Annotated in this window: 18 protein-coding genes; 14 read left to right on the top strand and 4 right to left on the bottom strand. The window is 55.7% G+C overall.

What is annotated here, in order from left to right; translation table 11 throughout:
- From LF929_RS18395 to LF929_RS18345, 11 genes are all read left to right on the top strand, one after another.
- Entirely contained in the window at window positions 1-1,068 is a 1,068-nt protein-coding gene (locus LF929_RS18395) for an ABC transporter permease (protein WP_038903175.1), read from the top strand.
- Window positions 1,061-2,572 carry an FGGY family carbohydrate kinase gene (locus tag LF929_RS18390; RefSeq protein ID WP_210176103.1) on the top strand — a complete coding sequence of 504 codons (1,512 nt, stop codon included), beginning with the start codon at window positions 1,061-1,063 and terminating at the stop codon, window positions 2,570-2,572. Before LF929_RS18395 ends, LF929_RS18390 begins: the two co-directional genes overlap by 8 nt.
- A gap of 10 nt (window positions 2,573-2,582) precedes the next feature.
- Complete coding sequence (locus LF929_RS18385) at window positions 2,583-3,380, top strand: SDR family oxidoreductase (RefSeq protein ID WP_226093104.1); 798 nt, start codon at window positions 2,583-2,585, stop codon at window positions 3,378-3,380.
- 477 nt (window positions 3,381-3,857) lie between these two features.
- The gene (locus LF929_RS18380; RefSeq protein WP_226093105.1) at window positions 3,858-5,402 is read left to right on the top strand and encodes an ABC transporter substrate-binding protein; all 1,545 of its coding nucleotides are present in this window, start codon (window positions 3,858-3,860) and stop codon (window positions 5,400-5,402) included.
- 45 nt (window positions 5,403-5,447) lie between these two features.
- Window positions 5,448-6,365 carry an ABC transporter permease gene (locus tag LF929_RS18375; protein WP_016943241.1) on the top strand — a complete coding sequence of 306 codons (918 nt, stop codon included), beginning with the start codon at window positions 5,448-5,450 and terminating at the stop codon, window positions 6,363-6,365.
- A 9-nt stretch (window positions 6,366-6,374) separates the two neighbouring features.
- Window positions 6,375-7,301 (top strand): ABC transporter permease, encoded by a 927-nt coding sequence (locus LF929_RS18370; RefSeq protein WP_029456560.1) that lies wholly within the window; start codon window positions 6,375-6,377, stop codon window positions 7,299-7,301.
- Window positions 7,302-7,331: 30 nt separating this feature from the next.
- The gene (locus tag LF929_RS18365) at window positions 7,332-8,369 is read left to right on the top strand and encodes an ABC transporter ATP-binding protein (RefSeq protein ID WP_226093106.1); all 1,038 of its coding nucleotides are present in this window, start codon (window positions 7,332-7,334) and stop codon (window positions 8,367-8,369) included.
- Window positions 8,366-9,229, top strand: a complete 864-nt coding sequence (locus LF929_RS18360) for an ATP-binding cassette domain-containing protein (RefSeq protein WP_038903186.1) — start codon at window positions 8,366-8,368, stop codon at window positions 9,227-9,229. The genes LF929_RS18365 and LF929_RS18360 overlap by 4 nt, the downstream gene beginning before the upstream one ends.
- Before the next feature lie 42 nt (window positions 9,230-9,271).
- Window positions 9,272-10,690, top strand: a complete 1,419-nt coding sequence (locus LF929_RS18355; RefSeq protein ID WP_226093107.1) for a M20 family metallopeptidase — start codon at window positions 9,272-9,274, stop codon at window positions 10,688-10,690.
- Between the two features lie 391 nt (window positions 10,691-11,081).
- Window positions 11,082-12,014, top strand: coding sequence for a LysR family transcriptional regulator (locus LF929_RS18350; protein WP_038903188.1), 933 nt, complete (start codon window positions 11,082-11,084; stop codon window positions 12,012-12,014).
- Between the two features lie 244 nt (window positions 12,015-12,258).
- A complete protein-coding gene (locus tag LF929_RS18345; RefSeq protein ID WP_038903189.1) occupies window positions 12,259-13,275 on the top strand; it encodes a 1-aminocyclopropane-1-carboxylate deaminase in 1,017 nt (338 codons plus the stop codon).
- 65 nt (window positions 13,276-13,340) lie between these two features.
- Here LF929_RS18345 and LF929_RS18340 read toward each other — a convergent pair whose 3' ends face one another.
- Together LF929_RS18340 and LF929_RS18335 are read right to left on the bottom strand one after the other, a co-directional pair.
- On the bottom strand, window positions 13,341-13,841 hold the full coding sequence (locus LF929_RS18340) for an Lrp/AsnC family transcriptional regulator (protein WP_012883202.1): 501 nt from the start codon (window positions 13,839-13,841) through the stop codon (window positions 13,341-13,343).
- A gap of 221 nt (window positions 13,842-14,062) precedes the next feature.
- Window positions 14,063-14,593, bottom strand: a complete 531-nt coding sequence (locus LF929_RS18335) for a chorismate mutase (RefSeq protein ID WP_226093228.1) — start codon at window positions 14,591-14,593, stop codon at window positions 14,063-14,065.
- 582 nt (window positions 14,594-15,175) lie between these two features.
- Between LF929_RS18335 and LF929_RS18330 the strand changes: the two genes are divergently transcribed.
- The gene (locus LF929_RS18330; RefSeq protein WP_038906942.1) at window positions 15,176-16,636 is read left to right on the top strand and encodes a TrkH family potassium uptake protein; all 1,461 of its coding nucleotides are present in this window, start codon (window positions 15,176-15,178) and stop codon (window positions 16,634-16,636) included.
- Between the two features lie 97 nt (window positions 16,637-16,733).
- On the opposite strand, the gene LF929_RS18325 is transcribed toward LF929_RS18330, so the two are convergent.
- The gene (locus LF929_RS18325) at window positions 16,734-17,963 is read right to left on the bottom strand and encodes an MFS transporter (RefSeq protein WP_226093227.1); all 1,230 of its coding nucleotides are present in this window, start codon (window positions 17,961-17,963) and stop codon (window positions 16,734-16,736) included.
- Window positions 17,964-18,430: 467 nt separating this feature from the next.
- Here LF929_RS18325 and LF929_RS18320 point away from each other — a divergent pair, with 467 nt between their 5' ends.
- Both LF929_RS18320 and LF929_RS18315 read left to right on the top strand, forming a co-directional pair.
- Entirely contained in the window at window positions 18,431-19,141 is a 711-nt protein-coding gene (locus LF929_RS18320; protein WP_038906944.1) for a phosphohydrolase, read from the top strand.
- Window positions 19,142-19,314: 173 nt separating this feature from the next.
- Window positions 19,315-20,121, top strand: coding sequence for an IclR family transcriptional regulator (locus LF929_RS18315; protein WP_210176096.1), 807 nt, complete (start codon window positions 19,315-19,317; stop codon window positions 20,119-20,121).
- Window positions 20,122-20,251: 130 nt separating this feature from the next.
- On the opposite strand, the gene LF929_RS18310 is transcribed toward LF929_RS18315, so the two are convergent.
- On the bottom strand, window positions 20,252-21,847 hold the full coding sequence (locus LF929_RS18310) for a methyl-accepting chemotaxis protein (protein ID WP_210176095.1): 1,596 nt from the start codon (window positions 21,845-21,847) through the stop codon (window positions 20,252-20,254).
- Between the last annotated feature and the right edge of the window lie 365 nt (window positions 21,848-22,212).

Here is a 22,212-nt window from a genome sequence, read left to right as displayed (position 1 = left end):
ATGAGTCAAAAATACACGTTGTATATGTACCTGCTGAAGGCCCGTACCTTCATCGCTTTGCTGATCGTGATTGCCTTCTTCAGCCTGATGGTGCCGAATTTCCTCACCCCATCCAACCTGCTGATCATGACCCAACATGTGGCGATCACCGGGCTGCTGGCTATCGGCATGACGCTGGTGATCCTCACCGGCGGTATCGATCTTTCCGTCGGTGCGGTCGCCGGTATCTGTGGCATGGTGGCCGGTGCGCTGCTCACTAACGGTATTCCACTGTGGGGCGGCAATATCCTGTTTCTCAATGTGCCAGAAGTGATCCTGGTCGTATCGGTGCTGGGGATGCTGATTGGGTTGGTGAACGGTGTGGTGATCACCCGGCTGGTGGTGGCACCGTTTATCTGTACGCTGGGCATGATGTATGTCGCCCGTGGTGCCGCGCTGCTGTTCAATGACGGCAGCACCTACGCCAATCTCAACGGCATGCCTGAGCTGGGCAACACCGGTTTTGCTTTCCTGGGTTCCGGCACGCTGCTCGGTATTTATCTGCCGATCTGGCTGATGCTGGCGTTTTTGCTGCTCGGCCTGTACCTGACGCGCAAAACCCCGCTGGGCCGCTATATCTACGCCATCGGCGGCAATGAGTCCGCCGCCCGTCTCGCCGGGGTGCCGATCGTCAACGTCAAAATCTTCGTCTACGCCTTTTCCGGCCTGTGTGCCGCGCTGGTGGGGCTGGTGGTGGCCTCGCAACTGCAAACCGCCCACCCGATGACCGGCAACATGTTCGAGATGGATGCCATCGGTGCCACCGTGCTGGGCGGTACCGCGCTGGCGGGCGGACGCGGGCGGGTTTCCGGTTCGATCATCGGTGCGTTTGTGATCGTGTTTTTGGCCGATGGCATGGTGATGATGGGTGTCAGCGACTTCTGGCAAATGGTGATCAAGGGGCTGGTGATCGTCACTGCGGTGGTGATCGACCAGTTCCAGCAGCGGCTACAAAACAAGGTGGTCATGATGCGTCGCCATGAAAAAAAGCAGTCAGTTAACCCGTTGTCGGAGGTGAGCCATGTCTAGAGACGTGATCATCGCACTCGATGAAGGCACCAGTAACGTCAAGGCGGTGGCGATTGACGCGCTCGGTCAGGTGGTGGCGCGTGCGTCACGCCCGCTTGGCCTGATGACCCCGCATGCCGGTTGGGTGGAGCAGGACGGTGAGGCACTGCTGGCCGGGTCATTTGTGGTGGTGCGCGAGGTGATAGCCCAGGTCGGGGCTGAACGGGTCGCGGCGCTGGCTATCAGCAACCAACGGGAAACCGCTATCGGCTGGCGACGTGATAACGGCCAGCCGATATCCCCGGCGCTGACCTGGCAGTGTTCCCGCTCGGCACCGTTTTGCGAACAGTTACGGCACAACCAGCAGGAGGCCGCTATCCGCACGGCGACCGGGTTGCCGGTGGCCCCGCTGTTCTCCGGCTCGAAAATGCGCTGGCTGCTGGACAACACGCCGGATGGTCACGCCCGTGCGGCGCGTGGTGAGATTTGCCTCGGCACCATTGATGCCTGGCTGCTGTGGCACCTGACCGGCGGGCGGCAGTTCCGTTGCGATCTCTCCAATGCTGCCCGTACCCAGTTGCTTAATCTGCACCACCTGCAATGGGATGACGGGATGCTGGCGTTGTTCGGCATTCCACGCGCCGCGTTGCCAGAGCTGATGCCGTCGGCCGGTGAGTTCGGTGTGACCTGCGGTGTGCCCGGCGTGGCGGACGGCATCCCGATTCTGGCGATGGTGGGCGATTCCCACGCCGCGCTGTACGGCCACGGGCTGGGGCGTGCGGGTGGGGTGAAAGCGACTTACGGCACCGGCTCGTCGGTGATGGCCCCGCTGGGCGTGCCGGATACCCGTATCACCACCCTGGCGACCACTGTGGCCTGGCACGATGGCGAGCGGGCGGTCTATGCGCTGGAGGGGAATATTCCCCACACCGGTGATGGTGTGGCCTGGATGCTACAGGCCACCGGGCTGAACGCCCTGCCGGAGGCGGCACTGAGTGAGGCGTTGCAGACGTTGCCCACCAGTATCGAGTCTACCGACGGGGTGTATTTCGTCCCGGCGCTGACCGGTGCGGGTGCGCCCTGGTGGAACGATCGCGCGCGTGGCCTGATGTGCGGGCTCAGTCGCGGCAGTGGTCAGGCGCATCTGGTACGTGCCGCTCTGGAGGCGATCGCCTACCAGATAGCCGATGTGGTGACCGCAATGAAGCAACACCCGGACTTTCATCTGGCGCAGTTAATGGTCGATGGCGGGCCGACCCGCAACGCCTGGTTGATGCAGTTTCAGGCTGACCTGCTGGGTTGCCCGGTGGCGCGCAGCACCACCACCGAGCTCTCAGCGCTGGGGGCCGGGCTGCTGGCACGGCGCACGCTGGGCCGGTTGAGCGATCAGCAATTGGAACCGTTACTGCCGACGCACGACAGTTGGCTACCGGACGAGGCGCGCCATCAGCGTTATCAGGCGAGCTGGCAGGGGTGGCAGGAGGCGGTACAACGTACCTTGTGGCAGGCGAATCATCCTGAGTGAGGAGCAGACGATGCAACGCGATTTTCATGGGAAGACGGTGGTGATTACCGGTGCCTGCCGCGGGATTGGCGCTGGCATCGCCGAACGGTTTGCCCGCGATGGCGCTCATCTGGTGATGGTGTCCAACTCGGAACGGGTGATGTCGACAGCGGCGGATATACAGCACCGTTATGGCGCAGCGGTGTTGCCACTGGTGGTGGATGTCACCGATGAAGCACAGGTGCAGACGCTGTATCAGCAGGCGGCAGAGCGCTTCGGGTGGATTGATGTGTCGGTACAAAACGCCGGGATCATCACCATCGATTATTTTGACCGGATGCCGAAGGCGGATTTCGAGCAGGTGTTGGTGGTGAACACCACCGGTGTGTGGCTGTGCTGCCGTGAGGCGGCGAAGTATATGGTGAAGCAGCAGCACGGTTGCCTGATCAATACCTCGTCCGGGCAGGGGCGCAAAGGGTTTATCTATACGCCGCACTATGCCGCCAGCAAGATGGGCGTCATCGGCATTACCCAGAGCCTGGCACAAGAACTGGCTCCGTGGAACATCACCGTCAACGCGTTTTGCCCCGGCATCATCGACAGTGAAATGTGGGACTACAACGACCGGGTATGGGGTGAAATCCTCAGCACGGAGGAAAAACACTACGGCAAAGGGGAACTGATGGCGGAGTGGGTGCAAGGCATCCCGCTCAAACGCGCAGGTAAGCCGGAAGACGTGGCCGGGCTGGTGGCGTTTCTCGCATCAAGCGACGCACGCTACATCACCGGCCAGACGATCAATGTGGATGGTGGGTTGATCATGTCGTGATATTTTCCAAATGAAATGCATCACGTATTTTGTTGTGCCGCGATATGCTTTTCTCTTCATCTCTCATATTCAGGATGAAGAGAAAAAGAATCAGCGTGCTGGAAGGAGGAAATAAAATATCACCTTCATATTTCCCGCATTCTTTATTCGTCATCATGCTTTCACAAAAATAGAAATAACCTCTCCTTATTACGCATCACGCAAATGGTGCAGTCCGATTGTTTTTTGCACTGAAATAGACCCGTTACTGTCGAAATGGCACCGGGTGTGATTTGTCACGCCGTTTCTGTCATTCATTTTTATTATTGCCAGAGGTAATACATCCCCTGTTTATTGGCGCTTTCTCTTTTTGAGAAAGCGAGTGTCGAAAATCGGTAACGAGAATAATCCTTATTTGGCGCTGCTCTTGCAGTATCACTGATGAATGCTTTGGGGTAGAGATCCTTTTTATTCATCCTTCTGGTGGTGGAGAACAGCATGGCTCGTAATCTGGCAAGACATATTCAGAAATCTGTTCGGAAATATGCATTAACCGCGTTACTGGCAGGTGTTTCCTGCACCAGCTATGCCGGCAAACAAAATGACACGCTGGTTTACGCCTCCGACAGTGAGGTGGAAAACGTCAGTCCGTACCACAATAACATGCGCGAAGGGGTAATTCTGGCGCACCTCGCCTGGGATACGCTGATTTATCGCGATCCGAAAACCGGGGAATATAAAGGCGAACTGGCGACTGACTGGCAATGGGAATCGCCTACGGTATTACTGCTGCATCTGCGTAAAGGCGTGACCTTCCATAATGGCGATGCCTTTAGCGCCGATGATGTGGTGTACACCTTCGACAATATCGCCGGGCCGAATACCGCCTCGGTGATTCCACAAAGCGTCGATTGGATCGATAAGGTGGAAAAAGTAGACGACTACACGGTGCGCCTGCATCTGAAAAAACCGTTCCCGGCAGCGCTGGAGTATTTATCCGGCCCGACACCGATTTACCCCGCCCACTATTTTCAGCAGGTGAAACTGGAGGGCTTTAGCAAAGCACCGGTTGGCACCGGTCCGTATAAAATCGTCAAGGTCATGCCGGGGCAAGGCGTGATGATGGTGAAAAACCCGGACTATTTCAAAGACAGCCCCATCGGGCAGCCCAAAATCGGCAAGATACAGTTTGTAGTGATCCGTGACCCGGAAGCGCGTGTGGCCCAGTTGATGACCGGACAGGTGGACTGGATCTGGCGTGTGGCGTCGGATCAGGTCGATTCGTTGTCGGCCATGCCGAATATCGCGGTGAAAAGCGGTGAAACCATGCGTGTCGGCTTTTTGGCACTGAACACCAACGCCACCGGCCCGGAAGGGGTGCCGTTCAAAGACTTGCGTGTGCGTCAGGCGATCAACTACGCCATTAACCGTCAGGCGATGGTCGATAATCTGGTGCGTGGTGGCAGCAAACCGGTGTACTCCGCCTGTTTTCGTACCCAGACCGCCTGTGATACCAGTCAGGTGATCCAGTATCCCTATGACCCGGCCAAAGCGAAACAACTGTTGGCGCAAGCGGGCTATGCCAACGGGTTTGATACCGATCTGTGGGCGTACCGCGAGCGCGATTACGCCGAGGCCATTATTGGCGATTTGCGCAAAGTTGGCATCCGCGCGCGGCTGCATTTCGTGCAGTACCCGGTGATGGCGAGTGCGCTGGCGTCGGGTCAGGCGCCGCTGGCGTTCAGTACCTGGGGTTCGTTTTCTATCAACGACGCGACTGCGTTCGTCACCCCCTATTTTGGCGGCAAAGGCAGTGATATCTGGAAAGACCCTGCCGTGATGGCCGAGCTGGCACAAGCCGACACCGTGGTAGACCCGCAGCAGCGCCGCGCGCAGTATGCCGCGCTGTTGGGGCACATTTCGGCGCAAGCCTACATGGCACCGCTGTTCTCTTATTCCACCCATTACGCGTTTACCGCCGACCTGAACTTTCAGGACTGGCCGGATGAACTGCCACGTTTCGCCGAGGCGAGCTGGAAGTAAAGGTGGCTGGAACACTGACAGCACGTGAGGGGTAAGGAGTGGCTTATGGTGAAGTACGTTGTTCAACGGTTACTGGTAGCGCTGGCGGTGTTGTTTACCGTGGCGGCGGTTAGTTTTTCGCTGCTGCATCTCTCTGGTGATTTGGCGACCGCCATCGCCGGGCCGGATGCGAGCGCCGAAACCATCGCCCAGATTCGGGTACAGAATGGGCTGGATAAACCCTTGCTGAGCCAGTTCTCTCACTGGATGTGGTCGGCGATGCAACTGGATTTTGGCCGCTCATTCTATTTTGAAAACACGGTGATGGAGCTGGTCGGCCAGCGTATGCCGGTCACCCTCACGCTGGGCGGCGTGTCGTTGCTGCTGGCGTTAACGGTGGCTATCCCGCTTGGGGTGTTGGCGGCGGTGTTTCGGGATACCTGGGTCGATCGCTTCGCCATGCTGGTCTCGGTGGTGGGGCAGGCGATGCCCAATTTCTGGTTCGCGCTGGTACTGATCCTTATCTTTGCCGTCGGGCTGAAATGGCTGCCAGTAGCCGGTAACGGTAGCTGGCAACACTTTGTGCTACCTGCGGTGGCGCTGGGGTATTACGCCATGCCGTCGCTGATGCGTCTGACCCGCTCCGGCATGCTCGATGTACTGGGCTCCGACTACATCCGCACCGCACGGGCCAAAGGGCTGAGCGCCTTTAAGGTGGTAGTCAAGCACGGCTTACGTAACGCCATCATCCCGGTAGTGGCGCTGGCGACGGTGGAGCTGGGATTCATGCTCGGTGGTTCGGTGGTGATTGAGTCGGTGTTTTCACTACAAGGGCTGGGACAACTGGCGTGGGATTCCATCGCCCGCAACGATTTTCCGGTAGTGCAGGCCATCGTGTTGATCATCGCCGTGTTTTACATCGGGTTGACGTTTCTGGCGGATGTGCTCAACGCGCTACTCGACCCACGACTGCGCAGCAGATAAGGAGCCGTGATGAAAACTGCAATAGCACGACTGGCGGTGATAATGAAAACCGCGCCGCAGCCTGGCCTGTTGCCGGAACCTGGGCCGTGGCAGCGCTGGCAGCGCAAGATTCTGGGGCACCACGGTATGACGATTGGGCTGGTGATTCTGGGGGCGATTGTGCTGCTGGCGCTTCTGGCTCCGCTCATCAGCCCGCACGACCCCTATGCGCAGGATGTCAGCCGACGACTGATCCCACCGGTGTGGCATGACAAAGGCAGTTGGGCGCATCTGCTCGGTACCGACAAGCTGGGGCGGGATTACCTGAGCCGCCTGCTGTTCGGTGCCCGGGTGTCGCTCGCCATCGGGCTGGTATCGGTGATGCTGGCCGGCACCATCGGCATTGCACTGGGGGTACTGGCGGGTTACTTCGGCGGTCGGGTCGATGCGGTGGTGAGTTATCTGCTGACCGTGCGTTTGTCGATGCCGGTGATTCTGGTGGCGCTGGCGCTGGCCTCGCTGGTAGGCGGCTCGGTCAAAGTGGTGATTATGCTGCTGGGCTTACTGCTGTGGGACCGTTTTCTGATTGTCTCGCGTTCGGTAACGCGTCAGCTACGCGACGCGGAATTTATCGCGGCGGCGCAGACACTCGGCGCGTCGTCGCTGTTCATCATGCTGCGGGAGATTCTGCCTAATCTGCTGGGGCCGCTGACCGTGGTGGCGACGCTTGAAATAGCCCACGCGATTTTGCTGGAGGCCACCTTGTCGTTTCTTGGTCTCGGCGTACAGCCGCCGATGCCCTCCTGGGGGCTGATGGTGGCGGAAGGCAAGGCCTACATGTTCTTTCAACCGTGGGTGATTGTGATCCCCGGCGTGGTGCTGGCACTGCTGGTGTTGAGCATCAATCTGGTGGGTGATGGACTGCGCGATGTGACCGCGTTGGATGGTCGCAACTAAGAGCCTATAGGCTCAAGGAGAATAAGCGCTATGCATACAGCAATTGAGACTACCGGTGGGGCCAGTCTGGCGGGCGAGGGGCAAGCCGAGATCGTGCTGGAGGTGAAAAACCTGCGGGTCGATTTGACGACGCCACGCGGCACGTTGCACGCGGTGCGCGGCATCGATTTTTCGGTCCGGCGCGGTGAAATGCTGTGTCTGGTCGGTGAGTCAGGGTGTGGCAAATCGATGACCTCGCTGGCGTTGATGGACCTGCTGCCGCGTAATGCCGAGCGTCGTGCCGAGACGTTGCAGTTTCGTGGCACTGACCTGTTGGCGCTGAGCCCACGTGAGCGAGCGGCGTTGCGAGGCAGCCAGATGGCGATGATCTTTCAGGAGCCGATGACCTCATTAAACCCGTCGTTCACGTTGGGGGATCAACTGTGCGAAACCTTGCTGGCGCACCGCAAGGTTTCTAAAGCCGAGGCCCGTGAGCGGGCGGTGTACCTGATGAATCGCGTCGGCATTCCGATGGCGGCGGAACGGCTACGGCAATATCCGCATCAGCTCTCCGGCGGCCTGCGGCAACGCATCATGATCGCCATGGCGCTGATGTGCGGCCCGGAGTTGATCATCGCTGATGAACCCACCACCGCGCTGGATGTCACCATTCAGGCGCAGATCCTGCGGATGTTGCGCGAGCTGCAACAGGAATTTGGCACCGCAGTGGTGTTCATCACCCATGACCTTGGCGTGGTGGCGCGTATCGCTGACCGCGTGGCGGTGATGTACGCCGGGCAGGTGGTGGAAACCGCTCCGGTGATGGAACTGTTCCACCAGCCTTGTCACCCTTATACCCGTGGCTTGCTGGAGTGTATTCCGGTGGCCGGACGTACCGTGCCGGGCGAGCCGTTGCAGGCGATCCCCGGCGTGGTGCCGAGCCTGATCGGCCCGCAACAGGGCTGCGCGTTTCGCAACCGTTGCCAGCAGTGTCGCCGCGATTGTGCGCAGGAGCCGCCCTATGTGGCGCTGACAGAACACCATGCGGTGCGTTGTGTGGGCGCCGTGATGACGGAGGTGGCGGTATGAACCCGATAACTGCAGCGGGCGGCCGCGTGTTGCCGCCTATTCCGGGCAACGACGACATCGCGCTGGAACTGTGCGCACTCAGCCGGGTGTTCCGACTCAACCGTGGGATGTTCTCACCGCCCGGTGAAATCCGCGCGGTGGACAATGTGTCTTTGCGCATTCGCCGGGGGGAAACGCTGGGGCTGGTGGGCGAATCCGGCTGTGGCAAGAGTACGCTGGCGAAAATGCTGCTCGGCCTGCTGCCGCCCACATCCGGTAATGTGTTGATTGAAGGGCGTGAGATAGACGCGGGCGATCGCCGTGAGTTGGCCTGTCGCATGCAGCCTATCTTTCAGGACCCTTATTCCTCGCTCAACCCGCGACGCACAGTGGCGGATATCGTGGAAGTGGCGTTACGGCTGCACCACATCGGCACACCGGCGGAGCGTAAACAGCGGGTACGCGAGATGCTCGACAGGGTGGGGATGCCAGAGCGTACCCACGGTCAGTATCCCGGTCAGCTTTCTGGTGGTCAGCGTCAGCGGGTGGCGATTGCCCGCGCATTAATCCTGCAACCGGCGATCCTGATTTGCGACGAGCCGACCTCGGCGCTGGATGTGTCGGTACAGGCGCAGATCCTCAACCTGCTGTTGACGCTGAAAAAAGAGCTGGGCCTGACCTATCTGTTTATCAGCCATAACCTGTCGGTGGTGGAATATCTGGTGGATCACGTGGCGGTGATGCGTAAAGGCGCGATTGTTGAACAAGGCACCCGCGAGCAGGTATTTGGCGCGCCGCAGCACCCTTATACCCGCGCGTTGCTGGCATCGGTTCTGACGCCAGAACCTGGGCTGGGGATTCCAACGATTGAGGTGGTGTAACCCACGCAATCCGCAGGACGTGAACAGAAAAAAGGACCAACGATGACACGTGAAGAGATGATGCAACATGCGGCGGCGTATTTTGACTCCGGCGTATTTCGTAACGTGCTGGCGCGCCGGGTGGCCTGCCAGACGGAAAGTCAGAACGCGGAACGCGCCCCGGTACTGATGAGCTACCTGACCGACGAGATGATCCCGTTGCTGGAAGCCATGGGGTTTGAGTGCCTGATTGTGCCGAATCCGGTGGCGGATCGCGGGCCTTTTCTGCTGGCGCGCCGCATGGAGCCAGCGGCGGCACTGACGGTGCTGACCTACGGCCACGGCGACGTGGTGATGGGGGATGCAGCACGCTGGCGCAGCGGATTATCACCGTGGACGCTGACAGCGGACGGTAATCGCTGGTACGGGCGCGGCACCGCCGACAACAAAGGCCAGCACACCATCAATCTGGCGGCGCTGGCTGTGGTGCTGAGCGCCAGTGAAGGTCGGCTGGGCTACAACGTGAAGCTGATTCTGGAAATGGGCGAAGAGTGCGGATCGCCCGGGCTGGATGCTGTGTGCCAGCAATACCGTGACTGGCTGGCGGCGGACCTGTTCATCGCCTCGGACGGCCCGCGCGTCAGTGCGGAACGGCCCACCCTGTTTCTGGGTTCTCGCGGTGTATTCAACTTCGGCCTGCAACTGACGCTGCGTGACGGCGCGCACCATTCCGGCAACTGGGGTGGGTTGCTCAGTAACCCCGGTACTCGGTTAGCGCACGCGATCGGCTGTCTGGTGGATGCCAACGGCCGCATTCTGGTGCCGGAACTGCTGCCGCCACCGCTGTCCGCCTCGATGCGCCACGCCTTGTCCGGTCTGGAGCTGGCTGGTGCGCCGGGAGACCCGGCTATCGATCCACACTGGGGGGAGCCGGGGTTGAGCGCTGCCGAAAAGGTGTATGGCTGGAATACGCTGGATGTGCTGGCGTATGTCACCGGCAATCCGGATAAACCGGCGCACGCCATCCCGCCGACGGCCCGCGCCCAGTGCCATATGCGTTATGTGCCGGGCAGCGATGTGGAACACTTTGCCGAACACCTGCGTCGCCGTCTTGATGCCTGCGGGTTTGAGGATGTGGACATCATCGACCCGGAGAACTGTTTTGAAGCCACCCGCATCGACCCGGACGACCCTTGGGTTCATTGGGGTGTCGCCTCTATCGAACGCTCGGTCGGCAAACAGGCCGCGGTATTACCCAATTTCGGCGGCGGCCTGCCCAATGCCTGTTTCCTGCGCACGCTCGGCTTGCCAACGCTGTGGGTACCGCACTCGTACCCCGCCTGCTCCCAGCATGCCCCCAACGAACACCTGCTGGCGGATGTCGCGCGCGAAGCCCTGCACATCATGTGTGGCCTGTTTTGGGATTTAGCAAAAGAGGGCAACAGTGTGTTGCAATCCCGACAGCAAGTTACAGAAATTTAAGTTTCTTAGGCCGACTACAAACTCGTTAAGTACAGGATTAAGGTGGTTTTCGGGCGTCAAAACTGTGCTGAGGTGGGCGACTTCGCCGGGTGAGCGGCATGGATGCCGCGAAAGCCCGTGCCGTGCCGGGAGCACGTCACGGGCGGCCCGATTAGCGAAGTCGAACACCGAAGGGACCGCGCAGCGGCACAGTTTAGCCTTTAGCCAGTGGTCAAGGAGAGGCGGCGTTTGAGCCTCTCCTTGTCGTGCGTGCGGTGGTGTAGCAAATAAATAATTTGGCTTATTCCGCACGAAATTATGCACTGTACTTTTATAAGCCCATCCTCATGTCCCAATAAGCTGCTACCGACCACAGAGAATAATTCACGCCCATCGTATGGGGAGGGTATCTATGCACAACAGTGAAATTCGTTACTTTATGGCGGTGGTGAATACTGGCTCCATTAGCGCCGCCAGTCAGCAGTTGTTTGTGGCGGTGTCCGCCATCAGTCGGCAAATTCAGCGGCTGGAGACCCGGTTGGGAATGCCGCTGTTTGAACGTAGTACCCGCGGCATGGTGCTCAACCATGCCGGACATATTCTGGCGAATCACGTGCGGCGCAGTATGGCCGACATGGAGCTGGCGATAGCGGAAATGGAAGGGATGAAGTCGGCACGCCAGACCACATTGCGGGTGGCTTGTACCGATGGGCTGGCCCTTCACCTGCTGCCAACCTTGCTGGCGCGTTTTCGTGAACAACATCCCCACGTCAATTTTTATCTGACGGTCGGCAGCGCCCGGCAGGTACCGGAGTGGTTGCGTAACGGCGAGTGCGACGTGGCCCTCAAGTTCTGCCTGGCACCGGAGCAGGGCGTAGACGTGCTGGCGTCGTTTCCGGCACCGGTACTGGTGTTTATGGCGCAAGACCATCCACTGGCCAACCGGGATTTTCAACTGGCGGATTTGAACGCCTGGCCGGTGGCACTGCCGGATCCCTCCTCGACCATTCGGCAACTGTTTGATCTCTCGTGTCGAATGAACAATGTGTTTATCGAGCCAGCGTTTACCTGTAACCACTTTTCCAGCCTGTATGACTATGTGCGCACCACGCCGGAAGCGGTCAGTGTGTGCAGCCATTTCTCCATTCTGTGCCGCGCCAGACATGATGGACTGACGATGAAAGCAGTCAATCTGGATCAACTGAGTCAGCGCACCTTGCAATTACACACCGAGATGGGCAGGCCCCGTACCGCGCTTCTGGAGAGCTTTTTTGCTTTCCTCAGACAGGCGCTACAGCAGCACGACCAACATTGCCGGGTGGATTTTGGGCTGCCGTTACGTTAAACACTGTGCGGGATTTTAGTGTTTTTTTTGGATGAAATTTTATTTCTTTTTATCAGTTTTATTTTGAATTTAAGTTTTTATTTTTAATTTATTGTTTAATTTTTAATAAAAAATTAAGAGAAAAACGCAATTTAAATTAAGTGGTTTTTCTGTAGTATCGAAGGTCAGCGATGAGGTGTTTTCCCTGCGAAAAACGTTCATCTGATGCCTGTTCAATCTACGTTAGCTACCCCGGAGCCTGACCATGAATCTGGAAAAATTCCCGCGTTATCCTTTAACTTTCGGACCTTCGCCGATTACCCCGATGAAACGCCTGAGTGAATACCTGGGCGGTGATGTGGAGATTTATGCCAAGCGTGAAGACTGCAACAGCGGGCTGGCATTCGGTGGCAACAAAACCCGTAAGCTGGAGTACCTGATCCCGGAAGCGCTGGCGCAGGGCTGTGACACGCTGGTGTCGATTGGCGGCGTCCAGTCTAACCAGACTCGTCAGGTGGCAGCGGTGGCGGCACACCTGGGGATGAAATGTATTCTGGTGCAGGAAAACTGGGTTAACTATGCCGATGCGGTGTACGACCGGGTGGGCAATATCGAGTTGTCGCGCATTATGGGGGCGGATGTGCGTCTTGACCCGGCCGGTTTTGATATCGGTATTCGCGAAAGCTGGAAGCAGGCGATGGAAGAAGCCTCACAAAATGGCGGTAAACCGTTCCCGATCCCAGCAGGGTGTTCTGAGCACCCGTACGGTGGGTTGGGGTTTGTCGGCTTTGCCGAAGAAGTACGCCAGCAGGAAAAAGAACTGGGCTTCAAATTTGACTACATCGTGGTGTGCTCGGTCACCGGCAGTACTCAGGCCGGGATGGTGGTGGGCTTTGCCGCTGATGGCCGTGCCCGTAACGTTATCGGTATTGATGCGTCCGCCAAACCGGAAAAGACCAAAGCGCAAATCCTGCGTATCGCGCAGCACACCGCCGGTCTGGTTGAGTTAGGTCGCGAGATTACCGAAGAGGACGTGGTGCTGGATACCCGCTACGGCGGCCCGGAATACGGCCTGCCGAATGACGGCACGCTGGAAGCTATCCGCCTGTGCGCCCGTCTGGAAGGGGTGCTGACCGACCCGGTGTACGAAGGCAAATCCATGCACGGTATGATAGACATGGTGCGCAACGGCGAATTCCCGAAAGGCTCTAAAGTGCTCTATGCCCACCTCGGCGGCGCACCGGCGCTGAGTGCTTACAGCTACATTTTCCGTAATGGCTGAGTACGGTGGTGTCGTCCTGCCTACGCCGGGGATCCCCTCGGCGTTATTGCTTGCAACACGCGCCCTTAAAACACCAACTGCGTTGTCGAGAGCACTTCCCGCAAGCCGATAAAGGAACGGATCTGACGCACTCCCGGCAGGAACAGCAACTGTTCGGCGTGCAGTTTATTGAAGCTCTGGTTGTCTTTGGTGCGGATCATCAGGATGTAGTCGAATTCGCCGGTGACTACGTGGCACTCCATGCAACCGCTGATCTTCTGCACCGCGGCTTCAAAATCTTCAAAACTTTTCGGGGTGGAGCGATCAAGCACGACACCGATTAATACCACCATGCCGACATTCAATGCCTGTGGATTCAGCAGTGCGACATAGCCTTTGATTAACCCTATCTGTTTCAGGCGTTCCACCCGCCGCAGGCAGGCGGGGGCGCTGAGCTTGACCTTTTCCGCCAGCGCTACATTGGAAATAGAGGAGTCAGACTGGAGATAACGCAGAATCGCCAGATCAAAGCGGTCAAGATTGAGGCCTTTCTCGTCTGGGCTGTCGGCTGTCGCGTTGGTTTTCATGATGGTTGAGTCTCAATAAGAATCTGTCTTAATGTCGGTGAATAGTGCAGTAAAATTGCGCATAAACTGAGTATGACGCAATGAATTCAACATAGCACGGGACTTTATCGTCAGAGATTCGATGGCGCGACAGGTTTCTGTGGCGTGTGCGCTAAAGACAAGGGGACGGGAGGAAGAAAGCAGGAAGAAAGCGGCGCGCGCAACGGGCACGCCGCCAGCGATTATTTCTGCAATTTGGCTTGTTTCAGGGCGTTGTACAAACGCGCCTTGTCGTGCTCGCTGAGGTTCTTCTGCGTAACGGCGTGCATAAACGCCGTGTGATTCAACTGGCTCAGGCTGCCGCCTTGTTTGTGCAGTGTATCGGCGAGTTGTTGCAGCAGGACACCGTTCAGTTTGGCGATTTGGGCGCGCACTTCGTCTAACGGACGCGGCTGCCAGTCTTTCTCCGGCATGGCCAGCCAGTCAGCGCGGTAACGATACTGAATCGCCTTGGCGGCATCCATCTGCGCTTGAATAAAAGGGGTAACGGAATCTGCATCCAGCCCATACTGCGTAGCCTGCTGTCGGCTGGCTTTCAGTACGTTATCCTCTTGTTGCAGGTCCTCAATCGCCAGATGATGAGCCGCTTTGTAGCCAGCCACATCTTTCATGTAGCCGAGGCGTTGGTTAACCAGTGAGGCTAAATCGGCGCTTTCCGCTGCCAGCGCACTGGTGCTGATCAGGCAGGCTGCCAGACACATTGTCCGTAACATATTGTCTCCAGGTGGTTGAGAGTAAAAAGACAAAGCTGTTGTACTGGCTTTGTCATCGCCGTAGCCGCCGGTAGCGGCGCGGCAATTGCGCAACTTATCTTACGTGCATAACCACCTATTATGTGTCATATGGCGCAGAGGGATTCGTAACCAGACGTACACTAATTTTGCATTTTGTGCGGTAATCACTAACAGTGATTGTATGGGTTCGTGTTATTGAGCGGGCCGTCAGCCCTGTTGATATATGCTCTGGTGGGATGTTTAGCTTTGCATATATTGGCGGTTGCTCGCAAAACGGGCAGAGAAAATCACGGTGTTTGTATAATTTTTTTATACTTTTTGACATGTGCTGAAATGCCTGAGCAAGGGATGACGATTGGCGACCGGTGTGCTTATCGCTACACATTGAGAGGGGGATTATGACAGCCATACTTTATGTGACGGATGCGATGGCATGATGACCCACTCCATACACGTTGTTTCACTCCGATTCATGCCTGACGTGTTGCATGGTTTAAAATGCGAGCATTTTTCTGTCTTCCTAAGGATTTCGGGTATAACCCTTTGCAGTAAGGGCATGAAATGATTACAACAAGCCAGCTTATGGTAATTACGCGTCTCTGTAGCTTTCTCATCATGCTTTATAGTCTTTCTATGCTGCCACCATCACTGGTAGCGCTCTGGTTTAGGGAAAAGAGTTTTTTCGCTTTTTTATATACATTTTTACTGGTATTTCCGATAGGGGTCGTGGGGTGGAGGTATACCCGACAGCAATTTTCACGGGTATTTCCCCGTGAAGGATTTCTGATCATCGTGATTTTCTGGTTGTTATTCTCATTGATTAGCGCGCTGCCTCTGACGATTAGCAGTGATCTGAATATTTCATTCACTGATGCCATGTTTGAAGGTGTGTCCGGCATTACCACGACGGGCGGCTCGGTGCTGAGTAATATCGACAATTTGCCTAAATCAATATTGTTTTACCGTTCCCAGCTGAATTTCATTGGTGGATTAGGCGTGATTGTTGTCGCTGTCGCTTTGCTGCCAATGCTGGGTATCGGGGGGGCCAGGTTGTACCAGTCTGAAACGCCGGGACCATTTAAAGAAGAAAGATTAACTCCCCGGTTGGCCGATACCTCACGACAACTCTGGGGCGTTTATTCGCTGCTGGCTATAGCCTGTGCATTGGCTTACTGGCTGGCTGGCATGTCCTGGTTCGATGCCTTATGTCACGCACTCTCTACCGTATCGCTGGGGGGATTTTCCAGTAAAACGGATAGCCTCGGTTATTATGCGAATAGCCATATTGAAATGGTCGGTGGGGTGTTTTCTCTGTTGGCCGGTGTGAACTTTATTCTGTATTACGTGGCATTATATCGGCGTAGCCTGCAACCTCTCATCTATAACCCTGAACTGCGTTTTTACCTGCTGATATTTGCACTGGTGGCGGCGGTGGTGTGTGGTGAGTTGTATCGTCTGAATGTATTCGATGCACAAGGTGCTTTCGTGCACGGTTTTTTCATGACGGCGTCAGTCATGACCGACAATGGTCTGGCAACCAGTGGTTACGCCAAATGGCCGGAGCATGTGGTGATTTTTCTCATGGCCTCCAGTTTTTTCGGCGGCTGTATTGGCTCTACTTGCGGTGGTATCAAGGCATTACGGCTGTTGATTCTTTATAAGCAAAGCAAACGCGAACTGGAACAACTGGTTCATCCTAATGCTATTTGCACGGTAAAAATCAACAATGTCACCTTACAGGAAAATGTCATCCGTTCAGTATGGAGCTTTTTCTTTCTCTACATTTTTTTCAGTTGTGTGTTTATTTTTTCGCTAAATCAGATGGGGTATGACCTGGTAACGTCATTTTCAACCGTAGCGGCGTGTATTAATAATATGGGCCTGGGGCTGGGGGCAACGGCTGATGGTTTTGGCGGCCTGAGTAACGGTGCCAAGTGGTTAATGTGCCTGGCGATGGTAATGGGACGTCTGGAGATTTATCCCATTCTGGTACTGTTTTCTTCATCTTTCTGGCGTAGCTGAATAGTCAGCACAGATAAGAGGTCATCATGTCTTCATGGTTGCGGGGAATAGGATGGCCTGCTGACGCCTTGCCACCCTCATCGGATACGCAGGCCGGTTACTCGCAGGATGGAGAGGGCGTCTCTTGCTGAGGGGGGGCCTGCCTACGCCGCAGGCCAATCAGCAACCCGATGCCTGCCAGTAGCGAGAGCGTGATAGCGATATGCATAAATCGGGTCAGCGGCCAGCCCTCGTGCTCGGACAAATACAGAAAGACCCCCATCAACGGCAGCACTGACTGGTTCAACAGCACAATGAGCGATGAGGTGCTGGCCAGTCGCTCGTAGGGGATGAGCGTCAAGCGCAGTGTACGCATGATATTGCCGGTAAATACCTTGCCGACAATACCCAGTGAATAGAAGGTCAGGAAGGGCCCTAACTGGTCGAGCGTCGTGGTCAGCAGCAGCGAAGCGATGACGATAAGACCCAGTCCGATCGCCAGCAGTGTTTCACGGCTCAGACGGTTGAGGGCGGCACCATAAACCAGCGTGGATAAAAATCCTGCCGCACCGGCGCAGATATCAATGAAACCAAAATATTTCACTGATAATCCCATTCGGTTTTCAATCAATGCCGCACCGCTGGACTCCACTAACCCATCAAACATATTATTTCCCAGCGCCAGTACGATCATCAAAATAATAAATGGACTTTTGATGACCGTTAGTAACGGAAATGAATTTATTTTGGTAGATTGTGGTGTATTCATTTTATTTTCTGATACATCGTCTGATGTGAAAGTAAACAGGCGAGAAGTCAGAAAATAATATGCGTTGCATAAATAGAGTGTGGCAGCAATATACAGCAGCGTCAGAAAACCGTATTCGTATAACACCATACCGATCAGCGGTCCCAGCACCATGCCGAGTAAATCTAATCGGGTCAATACATTAGCATCGCGGTCAATATGACGACTGTGGGCGGCGATCAGCTTTTCCACGGCAGTAATGGTTTGCGCGTTACCGATGGAAACCCCCGCACCCAGCAACCCACAGGTTAAGGCCAGGATCAACGGTTGCTCGTTAAAATTCAGTACCAGGCACAGCAGCAGGCAACCGAAAGCCTTGAGCGCATCGGAAGCGATGGATACAGGGCGCACCCCCAAACGGTCAATCAAAACGCCGAGCACCGGGGTTATCACGATACGTGGTAGCCACCATAACATATAAGACAAACCGGAATAGGTCAGGCTTTGGGTTTCGGCATAGACCAGTACCGGAATAAGGAACACCATCAAGCCATCGGCGATAAACACCAATGTGAGAAAAAATAGCAAAACCGGACTCATGGGATAAATACCCCTGACAGTATCCCCGTCATGTTCAGGTGGCGGATACGCCGGTTTTTTTCGCCATCCTTGCCGATTGCTTTATCAGCGTTGATCGTTCTATCAGCATCGATTGTCTTATCAGAATCGATTGCTCTATCCGCTGCTGAGGATGTGCTGCACCGTCGTGTCCTGCTACCCGAATTATTTAGGGTATATCAGGTCATGTTTTGTAAATTAAAAAAATGACGTAAGCGGGAAGTAGAAAATAAACGCTACGGCATCGTGTAAGACGGTAAATATAATAATGTGTTGCTGAGAAAGTAAATGTTTATTTATTGACAAAACGAGTAATAAACATTTTTTGTTTAAATAATTTCACCGCTTATTATCAAATTTGCAGAAAAACACTGAATGTATCAGTCATGTTGTTGTCATGACTTTCTGACTATTCTGTCACAGTAGGCAGATGAACACAGGAGTGCAGCATGGATTTACCCGGTTTTGAGCAGGAACTCAGTCAATACGTCGCCCGGCATTTGGCGGACTCCACCGATAGTGCGCATGATCACCACCATCTGGTGCGGGTGGCTAATAGCGCCCGTCACATTCAACAGAAAGAAGGTGGCGATCTGCGGGTAATTATCGCTGCGGCGTATTTGCATGACATTGTACTGGTGCCGAAAAATCATCCGGATCGCAGTCGGGCATCACGTATGGCGGCGGAAGAAGCGGTGCGTATTGTGTCGCGTGATTTTCCTGATTTCCCCCATGAGCTGCATTCGGCGCTGTTCCATGCGGTGGAAGCACACAGTTTTAGCGCCGGTATCCCCGCCGAAACACTGGAAGCTAAAATCGTGCAGGATGCCGACCGGCTGGATTCACTCGGTGCGCTGGGGCTGGCACGGGTGTTTTATGTGGCAGGCATGATGGGGCGTCCGTTATTTGACTCGCAAGACCTGTTTGCCTGCGAACGTGAGCTGGACGATAGCCTCTACACACTGGATCACTTCCGCGTCAAACTGATGCGCCTGCCAGAAACCATGAATACGGCAGAGGGGAAACGCATTGCTGAAGCGAATGCCTCCTGGCTGGTGGATTTTCTTGCCAAACTGTCGGGGGAAGTGAACGGCGACCCAACGCAGCTTGACCCGCAGGTGCGTGAACGCTTTAACGCCTGGCACCCCTGGCTGGTCTGATAACGGCCTGTTCGGGCGCTGCGCCGACGGTTTTTGGCTGTCCCGGTAATCGTTGGGCTGCCATCGGTGATGAAAAATGGCGGCGATGTACACGCAGAGCGGCTGGGATCACGTCATATAATGTCGAATCATGCTATCGATAAGCGACACTATTCAGTCAGAGGGACGGATGGATGGGAGCGTTGTCGCACAGTCATGAGAAACCGGCGGGTAATCAAAGCCTGTTACGGGGATTTCTACTGCTTGAGATTTTAAGCAATTACCCGAATGGTTGCCCGCTGGCCCACCTGGCTGGGTTGGCCCAGCTTAATAAAAGTACCGTGCATCGCTTGTTGCAGGGGTTGCAGGCATGCGGCTACGTGACCCCGGCACCTGCGGCGGGCAGCTATCGTTTGACCACCCGGTTTATTACCGTCGGGCAGACATCACTGGCACCGCCAGAGGTGCTGCGACTGATTGCACCGCCCTTGCAGGCATTGAACGCGGCGACTGGTGAGACCGTCAATTTTTCCAGACGTGAAGGCGACTACTGCATTTTGATCCATAAGCAGGAGCCGACTATCGGTATGTTGCGTACCCTCGCGTATCTGGGCCAGCAGATGACGTTATTCAGCTCGGCGATGGGGAAGCTGTTCTTAGCCGATGATACCGACGACGCGCTCTTTGCCTACTGGAGCAAGCACCAGCCGCCTATTCGCAAGCTGACCCCCTCTACCATTACCGATCCGTACCACATGAAGCGGGAACTGGAAGAAGTCCGTCAGCGTGGGGTGGCGTTCGACAGGGAAGAGCATGAAGTCGGCGTATCCTGCATGGCCGCGCCGGTATTTGATGCCAATCAGCGGGTGAAGTACGCCATTTCGCTGTCACTCTCTTCGGCCAAGTTACGCCAAATCGATGAAGAAACGTTGTTAACGCCGTTACGCCAGACCGCACAGGCGCTCTCGCAGGCACTGAAAACCCTGCCTGATGAGCAGTGAAACGCATCCTTTCGGGTGGCGGGGGATAACGGTCAGGAGAAAAGGGGATTGAGCGCAGTCGAAGAAACGGGTGGTGCGGACAAGATAGAACAAACGGGCCGTCGTAGGACGGCCCGTTTGTTTGTATCGGTTAGTTAAGACGCAGAGCGGATTGCTGAGACTGCGTACCTAGCTGGAAGAAGCGAACGGAGTCGCGCAACTGCTCGCCTTGTTCCGTCATGGACTGTGCGGCAGTCGCGGCTTGCTCGACCAGCGCCGCGTTCTGCTGTGTGACGCGATCCATCTGATCGATGGCGACGCTGATTTCCTTAATCCCTTGATGCTGTTCGTTGGACGCCATCGAGATTTCAGCCACGATGTCGGTGACCTTGTTGACCGAACTGACGATGTCCTCCATCGCCTGATTCGCGGTATCCGCATGGCGGGAGCCATCGGTAATTTTCTCGACCGTACCTTCGATCAGCGTTTTGATCTCTTTGGCGGCGTTGGCACTCTTTTGCGCCAGGTTACGCACTTCACCGGCCACAACGGCAAATCCCTTACCTTGCTCACCGGCACGAGCCGCTTCCACCGCTGCGTTGAGCGCCAGAATATTGGTCTGGAAGGCGATGCCTTCAATCACCGCGATAATATCGACGATCTTCTGCGAACTGTGGGAGATTTCATGCATCCGCTTGAGCATGTCATCCACCACGTTGCCGCCGTGCACCGCCGTCTGCGAGGTTTGCCGTGCCAGCTCGCTGGCCTGATGGGCGTTGTCCGCGTTACGTTTTACCGTTTCGGTAATCTGCTGCATGTTGGAGGAGGTTTGCACCAGCGATGCGGCCTGCTCTTCGGTACGCTGTGACAAGTCGCTGTTACCCTGCGCTATTTCGCTGGCTGCCAGTGAAATAGACTCGCTGCCATCAACAATACCCCGGATGATTTCCGCCAGCTTGTCATTCATTAACTTCATGGTAGCCAGTAAGCTGGTGGTGTCGCCGTGGCGAAGCGCAATCGGCACGCACAGATTGCCTGATGCCACCTGGTTCATGATTGAGGCGGCGTAATCAGGCTCGCCACCCAATTGGCGCGACAGACTACGGGTGATCAGTGTCGTGATAACCGCGGTGGCGATAAGTGCCAGCACCAGCAGACCGGAGAGTATATACAGCGCATGCTGATAGCCTTCCTCTGACGCTGCCCCAGCCTGATCGCCAGAGGCAATTTCCATATCCACCAATTGCGCCAGATCTTTCATTAACTGGGTGCGGTATTTAGAGGAAACAGCACCGCTGATTTTGCTGGCTTCGTCCAGCTTCCCACCGTTAACAGCCTCGATGACCTTGGCATTAACATCGACAAAGTTCTTAAAGTTATCCACCACCTGATTGAATAAGGCTTGTTTTTCCTGTGGTGCATTCTTCAGCAGGTTGGCGTAGTTAGCCTGCGCCTTAAGAAACAGATCCTGATCCTGTAATAATTCAACCCGATGACCTTCGACTTCTTGCGGGGTTTTTGAGGCGATATATTGCACCTGCTGCAGTCGAATTTCCGACAGCATGCCGCGCATTTCCAGTGTATAACGCACCCCCGGCATACGGCTGTCTTTAAACGTGACCACATTATTATCACTGGCATTGAGCTGGTAGATAGCCACAACCCCCAACAACAACATCATGACGATGAGCACGGAGAAACCGAGCAGGAGCTTGGAGAAGACAGTTAATTGTGAGAGTTTTTTCATCGCTGCTTTCTTTTATTAACGGACGGTATCTTTAGTAACGGCATGGTAATTCAAAAATTTATTCCCGTGATAGGTTCTGGTCATCATTTTGGCAAATTGTTTTTTATTTTTGGAACGGCGTTTTTGTGACAACGATGGGTGATTTTTTATCGTTTTTATGAGTCAGAGAAATATTGATGGCGTGATGTCATGATGGGGCGGCGTTATTCTGTGAATCACGCCGTTTCACACAAAAAAAATAATAGTATGAACAGGTGTCGGTGATGACCGTCACGAGGCGGGGCACCCGGCGAAGTCATCCACCTCAGCACTGTTTGGGACGCCAGAAAACCCCACTCGCCGATAATCAAGGTGTTTGCCAGCGA

Origin of the sequence: Dickeya oryzae (assembly GCF_020406815.2) — a bacterium.
Lineage (GTDB): Bacteria > Pseudomonadota > Gammaproteobacteria > Enterobacterales > Enterobacteriaceae > Dickeya > Dickeya oryzae.
Note: the sequence above shows the minus strand (reverse complement) of the source record. Positions and strands in the feature narration are given on the sequence as shown.